Origin of the sequence: Nocardia asiatica NBRC 100129 (assembly GCF_000308415.1) — a bacterium.
Lineage (GTDB): Bacteria > Actinomycetota > Actinomycetes > Mycobacteriales > Mycobacteriaceae > Nocardia > Nocardia asiatica.
Genome location: NZ_BAFS01000397.1, coordinates 1 through 7,732 on the forward strand (window position 1 = coordinate 1; position 7,732 = coordinate 7,732).

The window sequence follows — 7,732 nt, forward strand, 5'->3', positions numbered from 1 at the left end:
TGCGCAGCGGCCCGAGCCAGCGGGTCACGGCGTCGAGCATGTCGGTCACCCGCGTGGTGAGGGTGAACAGCGCCGCCAGCGCCACCGAGAGCACCAGAACCCCGCACACCACCGCGGCCCGCTCAGGCGAGGTGATCAGCACCTGGAACGCGGCGATGAGCAGCACCATCCACACCAGCGGACGCAATTGGGCCAGCGCCACGCGCCACGGGATCCCGGCCACCGCGAACAGGCCCGCCACCGCCGCAGCGGCGACCAGCACCTGCGCCGTAGTGCGCACGAACACCGTGGCGGCCACGATCGACACCAGCAGCAGCGCCAACTTGGCGCCTGCGGATAACCGGTGCAGCGGCGAGTTCCCCGGACGGTACAAGCCGATCATTCGACCGCCGCCCGGTAGGCCGCGACGGCGTCACCGGGAGCTCCGTCGAACGCCACCGCGCCGTCATCGATCACGATGACGCGTTCGAAGCTCTCCAGCAGCGACAGCTGATGCGTCACGACGATCACCTGCTGGTCCACGCCGTCCAGCGCCTCGGCGACGATCCTGGCGTTGCGCAGGTCCAGCAGGGTGGTCGGTTCGTCGGCCACGATCACCTCCGGCCTGCGGATCAGCACGGCGCCGAGAGCGAGCAACTGTTTCTGCCCGCCGGAGAGCAGGTGCGCGGGATGCTCGGCGTGGCCCGCGAGACCGAATCGTTCCAGAACCACCTGGACGCGGGCGGCGACCTCCGATCTGCTCAGCCCGGTGCGCCGCAGCGAGAAGGCCAGATCCTCGGCCACCGTGGGCATCACGATCTGGGTGTCGGGGTCGGTGAAGACGAACCCCACCTTCCGTCGCACCTGCGCGCCCTTGCGCGAAGCGTCCACGCCGTCCACCGTGACGGTGCCGGAACTCGGCGTCAGCAGGCCGTTGATCATGCGCGCCAGGGTCGATTTTCCGGAACCGTTGGACCCGATGATGCCGACGCGCCGCTCGCCGATCCGCAAGTCGATGTCGCGCAAGACCTTTCGGTCGCCGAAACGATGGCTGACCGCGTCGAAGACGATCTCGCTCACGACACTCGCTCCACCAGCACGGCGATCCCTTGTCCGCCGCCGATGGCGCAGGCCGCGAGACCCAGCGCGGGACCGTCCGCGCGCAGCATCCGACTCGCCAGGCGAACCAGCAAGATGGCTCCGGACGCTCCCCAGGGATGCCCCATCGCGATGGCGCCGCCCTGCGGGCAGATCTTCGACTCGTCCAGACCCAACTCGTCCGCCACCGCCAGCACCACCGACGCGAACGCCTCGGTGATCTCGACCACGCCGAGGTCGTCCACGCCGAAGCCCGTTCGCCGCAACACTTTCCGGATCGCGGGCACCGGACCGAGGCCGGGAAGCGCCGGGTCGGTTCCGGCGACCGCGCAACCGAGTATCCGCAACGCGGGCAGCCCGGCCGCCATCGACTCGGTGGTGACCGCCATGACCGCGGCGCCGTCGGAGATACCGCAGGAATTGCCCGCGGTGGCCGTGCCATGGATGCCGAAGCTCGGGCGCAGGCGCGCCAGCCGGGCCACGGTCATGCCCGCCCGGATGCGCTCGTCCCGGCGTACGTCGCCGATCGGGACGATCTCCGCGGAGAAGTCGGCCGCCGCGGCCAGCGCGTGCGAGCGCGCCGCGTAGGCGTCCTGGCGTTCCCGGCTGATGCCGCGCGCCCGCGCGAGATCGTCGGCGGCCACACCCATGTCCGGATCGGGGAAGCCCGGCGGAGCGAAGGGAGCGCGGGTGTACCGCACCGGCTCCGCGTCCCCGGTCGGCGGCCAGAACCGCCACGGAGCGGTACTGGCCGATTCGACTCCGCCGGCGAGGATCAGCTCGTCCGCGCCGCCGCGCACCCGCGACGCCGCCTGCATCACCGCGTCCAGGCCCGAGCCGCACTGCCGGTCGACCGTCACTCCAGGGACTCGCACACCCAGCCCCGCCCGCAACGCGGCGACGCGGGCGGGGTCGCCGCCGGGGCCGAGGCAGTTGCCCAGCACCACGTCGTCCACGTCGGCGTCGATGCCCGCGCCGCGCACCGACGACAGCACCGCTCGCAGTACGGGAGCGGCGAGGTCGACCGTGGTGACCTTCGCCAATCCGTGCCCCGCGTTGCCGATCGGCGTGCGGCGCGGCGCTACCAGAACGGGGACGGGGCTCATGTCAGCAAGTCTCTCAGCCGGCCCCGGGCGACCTTGCCGGCGGCGGTCCTCGGCAACGCGGGAAGCGGCACCCACCGGCGCGGCATCGCCTCCTTGGCCAGCACGCGACGCGCTCGCGACCGGATCGCACCGAGGTCGGCGCCGCCGTCCAATTGCACCGCCGCCGTGACGGTTTCCCCCAGGACGGCATGCGGCGAGCCGATCACGGCCACCGCGGCGATGCCGTCCAACGACCCGAGGACGCGCTCCACGTCCTCGGCCACCACCACGGTTCCGCCGACATTGATCGCACAATCGCCCCGGCCCAGCACCGTCAGCTCGCGGTCGCCGCCGAGGACGGCGAGGTCACCGGTCCCGAACCAGTCGGGCGCGCCCAGCACACGGTAGGGCGACCGGACGTAGAGCAGTCCCTCGCGCACTTCGGCCTCGACCCCGTCGAGCAGCCGCATCGGCTCGGGGACGCGCCGCGCCGCCACCAACGAGACCTCGGAGGACCCGTAGTACTCGACCACCTCGACGGCAGCGGCCGCAGCCAGCGCACCGTCGTCCAGCGCGATGCCCGCCACGATGGCGGTACGCAGACGCGGACACGTGCGCACCACCGCACGCAGCACCGAGGGGACCGCGTGCGTCACCGTGGCGCGAGCCGGATCGTCGGTGACGCACGCGCCGCGCCACAGCGCGTGCAGCGCACCGAACAGATGCATCGTCGCGTGCAACGGGCCGGTGATCAGGACGCGATCGGCCGCGGACACGCCGGTGATCGCGGTGAAGGCAGGGAAACTGTCATACCAGGAAGCGGCCGTCCTGGCCAGCGGCCGGGGCCGTCCGGTGGAGCCCGAAGTCGCCACCAGTAGAAACGCCTCGGGCGGAATATCCGCGCGGCCCGGCCGCGCCGCCGGATTCTCGACGAACACCGGGACGCCGCGCCGCGCCGCGGCGCAGACGCGGATCAGCGCGTCCGGCACGGGGAGAGCCGACGCGTCGTAGACGGTCGCTTCCGGGTTCCGAGCGATCCACTCCTCGATGGCGCGGTCGAGTTCGCGGTAGGTATAGGCGCGGCCGCCGAAGTCGACGGCGAGATCATCAGCCGCGCCGCCGAGTTCGGGACTACGCACGGATCACACCGGGATACGCACGGTGCACTCCCTTGGCCACCACGCTCGCCACCACGACCTTGAGCAGATCGCCGGGGACGAACGCGAAGTTGGTGCTGATGGCGGCCCATATCCCGAGGTCGGTGCGCAGCAACAGGCCCACGGTGCCGAACAGGTAGATGATCAGCAGACCGCCGACGGCGTTGATCAGCAGGCCGAGCGCCAGAGGGTATTTCGGCAGGATCCGGGCGGTGCACAACCCGATGAACAACGCAGCCGGAGCCCAGCCGACGAGGTACCCGGCACTGGGCCCGGCCAGCGCCGTCAAGCCGGTGCGGCCACCGGACAGCAGCGGCAGCCCGATCATCGTCAGCGCGAGGAAGACCAGCACGGCGGCCGTCCCCTTGCGTGCCCCGAGCACCGCACCGGCCAGGATCACACCGAGGGTCTGCACCGTGATCGGGACACCGCTGAACCCGACCGTGATGGCGCCCGGCAGGCCGAGCGCCGCGATCAAGGCCGCGAAGACCGCGATCTGCGCCATGTCCCGCGCGGAAATCCGGGCCCCGGACTCCCGAGAATTCTCGACACCCGCCACGACGACCCTCCGCATAGAACTTGAACGACGTTCAAGATAGCAGGCCGGGTGCTGCGACGCGCGGGGACGGGCAACGCGGTCACCCCGCGCCGGAACCGGGCGAACCCGCTTCCCGGTAACCGAACACCGCGACGGCGCGGCATTCGGGCCTATCGGTGAGTCCAATCGGGTTGGCTGAAGTGAGCGACCCGGGCCGCGGAAGCGGCTGTGCCGAGCAGGACGACTTCGCGGAATTGCCAGAGCATGGCGCCGGTGGGTGGGTGGATCGTCATCTTCGGGCCGAGCCGCATCTGCAGCAGGCCCGTGCCATCGGCCGGCGCGGCGTCATCGCGCAACTGCGCCTGCCGCACCGCGTCCTCGGCTCGAACCCAGCGTGGAGTGTCCTCGGCCGCGAGCCGGGCGAGGTCCACCAGATGCACCGAGTAGACCTCGTCCGGGTTCGGCCGCGTCCGGGAAGCATCGGTCAGCGCCAGTACCAGGGGCGTGATCGCGAATCCGGAGGCGGCGGGAAAATCGTCGAGCGCTCCGAGCAGGTCATCGGGACGTGCCCGCAGGCCCACTTCCTCGTGCAGTTCCCGCAAGGCGGCTTGCGCCGCGGTCTCGCCTTCGTCCACGCGACCACCGGGCAAGCCCCACTGACCGGCGTTGCGCCCACGGTAGGCGCGCTTGATGACGATCACCGACAGCGGTCCATCCGGCTCCTCGACCACGCACAGCACGACCGCCGCCCGGCGTACACCGGGCGAATCCGGAACCTCGATGCGCGGAAACCGGGCCAGCCGGGATTGCGCGAGCACGCGGAATTCATCGATGCTCCCCGCAAACGGCACTCTCGGGCTCGGTTCCATAGCTAGATCTTGCCCGACCGTCACCGGAGGCGGTGCGCCGAGGGAAGTCGTTGACAGTATCTACGGCACCTGTCACCGTATCGGGAATCTCGGGGTCCGGACCGCGCCTCGGGCGTTCTCGATCGGAGCGTGCTTGATGGGGTTTCTCGAGCCCGACCTGCCGGTGGTCGACATGGCGGAATGGAGCAAGGGCACGCGCGCCGAGCGCATCCGTCCCATGGCCAGGCACTGGGCCGAAGTGGGCTTCGGGACGCCGGTGGCGCTGCACCTGTTCTACGTCGCCAAGATCTGTCTCTACGTGCTCGGCGGCTGGCTGGTCGTGCTGACCACCGACGGCATCGACGGATGGGCCGACGTCGGCGACTGGTGGTCGGAACCGATCGTCTTCCAGAAGATCGTGCTGTACACGTTGTTGTTCGAAGTGCTCGGCCTGGGCTGCGGATTCGGCCCACTGAACAACCGCTACTTCCCACCGCTGGGCTCGGCCCTGTATTGGCTACGGCCCGGCACCATTCGGCTGCCACCGTGGCCCCACCGGATCCCTTTCACCAAGGGCGACAACCGAACACCGCTGGATGTCGCGCTGTACGCGGCGCTGCTGGCGGTGACCGCGGCGGCTCTGCTGTCCAACGGCGCCGGCCCGATACCGGAACTCGGCACCACCGTGGGCTTGTTGCCGCACTGGCAGGTCGCGGCGATTCTCGGCCTGCTGGCGATACTCGGCCTACGCGACAAAGTGATCTTCCTCGCCGCCCGGGGCGAGGTCTACGGCACCCTCACCGTCACCTTCCTGTTGGCGGGAGCCGACGCGATCGTCGCGGCGAAGGTGGTCTTCGTCGTGATCTGGATGGGCGCGGCCACGTCGAAACTGAACAAGCATTTCCCTTTCGTGGTGTCCACCATGATGTCCAACAGTCCGGTGTTCCGGCCGAAGCCACTCAAACGCGCGTTCTTCGAACGCTTTCCGGACGATCTCCGGCCAGGGCGGCTGTCCCGCGTCTTCGCGCACGGCGGGACCGTCATCGAGATGTGCGTCCCCTTGGTGTTGTTCTTCACCCACGGCGGGTGGCCCACGGCGATCGCGGCGACCGTGATGGTGTGTTTCCACCTGGCGATCCTCACCGCGATTCCCATGGGCGTGCCCTTGGAGTGGAACGTCTTCATGATCTTCGGCGTCGCGACGCTGTTCGTCGCGCACGCCGACCTCGGTCTGCGCGACCTGGGTGACCCGCTACCGGTGGCCGTGCTGTTCGTCGTGGTCACGGGCATCGTGACGGCCGGAAATCTGTTCCCCCGCAAGATCTCCTTCCTGCCGGGCATGCGCTACTACGCGGGAAATTGGGACACCACTATGTGGTGCATCAAACCGTCTGCCGCGGCGAAGATCGCCACCGGCATCGTCGCGATAGCCGCCATGCCGCAGGCGCAGCTGGAGCGGTTCTACGGAAAGGACCGCGCACAGATTCCGCTGTACCTCGGCTACGCCTTCCGCGCCATGAACACGCACGGCCGCGCGCTGTTCACGCTGGTGCACCGGGCCATGCCGTCCGGACGCGAAGACGAATACACCATCACCGACGGCGAGCGCATCTGCAGCACCGCCCTCGGCTGGAATTTCGGCGACGGCCACCTGCACAACGAGCAACTCATCGCCGCGATGCAGCGGCGCTGCCACTTCGAACCCGGTGAGGTACGCGTCGTCCTGCTCGACGCGCAGCCGATCCACAAGCAGACCCAGCAATACCGTCTCGTCGACGCCGCCACCGGCGAATTCGAGCGCGGAGAAGTACGGGTCGCCGACATGGTGACCCGCCAGCCCTGGGCCGATGACGTCCCGGTGCGGGTGTTCCACGGCACGAGCGAGCGTTGACGACTTACCGGCGGCTCAGGGCACTTCGCACCACCGTAAATGCATTTTTAGATGCGAATATCTACGTAAGGACATGTGAAGACGCCGGTATCCACGGTCACGACGGCCCCGGACGTCAACACGCGCTTCGGCCCGAGACCTCAGCAGCCACTCCCGGGCTATCGCCGATCGCTGACCGCCACACGGGCCACAGCTTCGTCGACACGCTCCCCCACCCAACCAAGGAAGTCGCGAACTTCGCTGTGACGCAGAGGAAGCGCTGCCGAACGCGGGCGCTGGAAGCTGCGTAGCGCCATTTCGATCACCGGCCGGAAATCCTGCTCGGAGTTCGCGATGATTCGCGCCGCTGCACATTTCGCCAGCCACCGGCCCGTGCGGCAGAACGCCACCGATCGACAGCCGTTCAACACTTGATTGTCGGCCAAATGCCCTACGCCGCCGGCATGTTCTCGGACCGAGGCGAGAATCGCGGCGAAGAGGTCGCGCGGCGCCGGTGCGGCGATGACCTGCCGCACCGGCGTCCCGTACAGCAGCAGCCCGGTCTGATGTGCGATCGAGCGATCGAGGACGTACCAGAAGGCGGGTGATTCGGCCGGATCGAAACTGGCGCGATTCGGCAGCATCGGGCCGGTATTGAGGTCCAGCAGGTACCCGGCCGCGCCGGACGGACGCACGACGAACTCCGCGTCGTAAACCACCAGTTCCAGGCCGGCCGCCGGGCACAGCAGCGTGGGGTGAGCGAGTGCCACCGCCAGGTCGCGCAGATCCTGCGCGGGAAGCATCGGGTCGACGACGACTGTCACATCGATATCGCTGCGTCCAGGTCGATAGTCCCCGAGCGCGAGCGATCCCACGGCGAAGACGCTGACCAGATGAGCCCCGCAAACCGCCCTGGCCCGGCGGACGAGACCGTCGAGGTACGGACGCACCTCTTCCGGGAGAGATCGCGGGTCCACCGGGGAACGGGTCATATCGGCCAGTATCCGCCAGGGCGAAGCGCCGAACCGAGGGCAGGGTCACCGGCTCGGGCGAAGTCACACTGCGAAGGAACGAGTTTCACCTGGGCTTCCAGCCGCGGCCGCCCCGGTCCCGCGGTGCGCCCGGATCAGCAGCGCGGCCCGCAGATAGCACAGGCC

General features: G+C 69.3%; 8 protein-coding genes. 1 reads left to right on the forward strand and 7 read right to left on the reverse strand.

Annotation, left to right across the window (positions count from 1 at the left end):
• The 6 genes from ON27_RS30125 to ON27_RS30150 all read right to left on the reverse strand — a co-directional run.
• Window positions 1-382, reverse strand: a 382-nt coding sequence (locus ON27_RS30125) for a cobalt ABC transporter (protein ID WP_043735310.1), incomplete at its 3' end; no start/stop codon positions are given.
• A complete protein-coding gene (locus ON27_RS30130) occupies window positions 379-1,059 on the reverse strand; it encodes an energy-coupling factor ABC transporter ATP-binding protein (protein ID WP_043735293.1) in 681 nt (226 codons plus the stop codon). The genes ON27_RS30130 and ON27_RS30125, both read right to left, overlap by 4 nt.
• A complete protein-coding gene (locus ON27_RS30135) occupies window positions 1,056-2,183 on the reverse strand; it encodes a thiolase family protein (RefSeq protein WP_043735296.1) in 1,128 nt (375 codons plus the stop codon). Before ON27_RS30135 ends, ON27_RS30130 begins: the two co-directional genes overlap by 4 nt.
• Window positions 2,180-3,301, reverse strand: coding sequence for a class I adenylate-forming enzyme family protein (locus tag ON27_RS30140; protein ID WP_043735299.1), 1,122 nt, complete (start codon window positions 3,299-3,301; stop codon window positions 2,180-2,182). Before ON27_RS30140 ends, ON27_RS30135 begins: the two co-directional genes overlap by 4 nt.
• Entirely contained in the window at window positions 3,294-3,878 is a 585-nt protein-coding gene (locus ON27_RS30145; RefSeq protein WP_245560340.1) for a biotin transporter BioY, read from the reverse strand. The genes ON27_RS30140 and ON27_RS30145 overlap by 8 nt, the downstream gene beginning before the upstream one ends.
• A 149-nt stretch (window positions 3,879-4,027) precedes the next feature.
• On the reverse strand, window positions 4,028-4,726 hold the full coding sequence (locus ON27_RS30150; RefSeq protein WP_051047119.1) for an NUDIX hydrolase: 699 nt from the start codon (window positions 4,724-4,726) through the stop codon (window positions 4,028-4,030).
• Window positions 4,727-4,862: 136 nt separating this feature from the next.
• Here ON27_RS30150 and ON27_RS30155 point away from each other — a divergent pair, with 136 nt between their 5' ends.
• The gene (locus ON27_RS30155; protein ID WP_043735305.1) at window positions 4,863-6,596 is read left to right on the forward strand and encodes a DUF3556 domain-containing protein; all 1,734 of its coding nucleotides are present in this window, start codon (window positions 4,863-4,865) and stop codon (window positions 6,594-6,596) included.
• 158 nt (window positions 6,597-6,754) lie between these two features.
• On the opposite strand, the gene ON27_RS30160 is transcribed toward ON27_RS30155, so the two are convergent.
• Complete coding sequence (locus tag ON27_RS30160; RefSeq protein ID WP_043735309.1) at window positions 6,755-7,567, reverse strand: aminoglycoside adenylyltransferase domain-containing protein; 813 nt, start codon at window positions 7,565-7,567, stop codon at window positions 6,755-6,757.
• Window positions 7,568-7,732 lie beyond the last annotated feature (165 nt).